Raw genomic sequence first — 1776 nt, 5'->3', positions numbered from 1 at the left:
AAAATCAGTACAATCAGTATAATCCTGAGTAAGACAACCTCCACTATAAGCGCTCGTACAACTTACGCAGTCTTTCGCGGGTCATGATCTCTTTCCAGTCCTTACCCAGTGCATTTTCCCACAAAGGCGCCATGCCCAGTGATACATTGATCATCGTATCAAACTGCTCATCCGTCAACCCTTTGGTAATACCCTGCGGAATATCGATGTTGTGCTTCTTCACCATTTCCTTGAACTTGGCCACGCCTTCAGGGTAAAACTCTTCCAGCTTGTCAAATACAATACAGTTACCGATACCATGTTTGGTACCCAGCAGGTACGCCAATCCATAGCTCACAGCATGTGCCACACCTACCTGGGAATAAGCAATGCTCATTCCACCAGCATACGACGCCATCATCAGCTTCTCATCTGCATCATCATCCCACTTTTCCTTCTGCAGGAAAATTTCTTCACACATTTCCTGTGCTTTTTCTCCGTATGACTGACTGAATGCGTTCAGATAAGTACCCTGCAGCGATTCTACACAGTGAATGAAGCAGTCCATAGCGGTATAAAAACGCTGATTGGCCTCCACAGTCTTCGTCAGCGAAGGATCGAGTACGATCTGATCAAACGGCGTGAAATCGGAGTTCATACCCAGTTTGCGGGTAGGGCCGGTTAACACACAGGTACGGCTTACTTCTGCACCGGTACCGGAAATAGTAGGAATACCCACTTTATACACACCGGCTACCTTTACCAGGTCCCAGCCCTGATAGTCGGCAGAGGAACCTACGTTGGTCATCATTAATGACACGGCTTTAGCCATATCCATTACTGATCCGCCACCAATACCAATAATACCGGATACGGTGCCGAATTCTGCCTGCAGCTCATCACGGATTTTATCTACCGTTTTGGTTTTAGGCTCATCGGTAACGTCTATTACTACTATTTTATCTTTGCCCTGCAAAGGTATACGGGCTAAAAAATCCTTTTTATCCTGGAAATACTCATCCACGAAAAATATCATGGGAGCATCACCTACGCGCCGGGGAGCCAGTATTTCGCCCAGCTGATCAAAACATCCGCTGCCGTAAACTACGTAGTCCACCATTTTAAAATTCCTGAATTTCATATATCCCTGTTAGTTAGATGTTATAAAAGTTTTGATGCCTTCTCCAGATCTTCCGGTGTATCGATTTCCACGCCCATGTAGGAAGTCACCACCATTTTCATAGGGATGCCATTTTCCAGGTAACGTAAACATTCAATTTTTTCTGCTGCTTCCAGTGGCGTTACTTCCATTTGTGTAAAATCCAGCAACGTTTGCTTACGGAAAGCATAAATCCCGATATGTTCGTAGTATACCGTCTTAATGTCTTTATTACGTGGATAAGGAATAACGGAACGGGAAAAGAATAATGCGTTGGAGTTCTTGTCTACCGCCACTTTCACGTAGTTAGGATCTTCTATGGAAGCGGTATCTTTCAGTTCCTGCATCAGTGATGCCACCTGTACCTTCTTCCCTTCTTCTCCTTCAAATACCTTCAGTAGTTTTTCCAGCGGATCTTTTTGGGTAAATGGTTCATCTCCCTGCACATTCACTACAATATCCACGTCCATGTCTACAACGGCTTCGGCTATACGATCGGTACCGCATTCATGCTCCTTTTTGCTCATGACTGCCTTCCCGCCATTGTTTACAATTTCATTGTAGATCAATTCACTGTCTGTCACCACCATTACATCATCAAATACCCCGGTTTTTACAGCCGATTCATACGTACGCAG

2 protein-coding genes are annotated in these 1776 nt (G+C 44.9%); both read right to left on the bottom strand.

Translation table 11 applies throughout. The annotated features are described in order from the left end of the window. Nucleotides 1-43: 43 nt before the first annotated feature. Nucleotides 44-1120, bottom strand: coding sequence for an iron-containing alcohol dehydrogenase family protein (locus VIP81_RS04050; protein WP_331957197.1), 1077 nt, complete (start codon nucleotides 1118-1120; stop codon nucleotides 44-46). 20 nt (nucleotides 1121-1140) lie between these two features. Then, nucleotides 1141-1776 (bottom strand): 3-deoxy-manno-octulosonate cytidylyltransferase (locus VIP81_RS04045; protein WP_331957196.1); only part of this gene is annotated, 636 nt, incomplete at its 5' end.

Source organism: Chitinophaga sp. (assembly GCF_036566945.1).
Lineage (GTDB): Bacteria > Bacteroidota > Bacteroidia > Chitinophagales > Chitinophagaceae > Chitinophaga.
The sequence above is the reverse complement of the archived record's forward strand: the minus strand, read 5'-3'. Positions and strand labels throughout refer to the sequence as shown.

What these genes read in the sequence shown, in the direction of transcription:
- VIP81_RS04050 (WP_331957197.1), bottom strand. Translation starts at nt 1,120, where the DNA reads ATGAAATTCAGGAATTTTAAAATGGTGGACTACGTAGTTTACGGCAGC.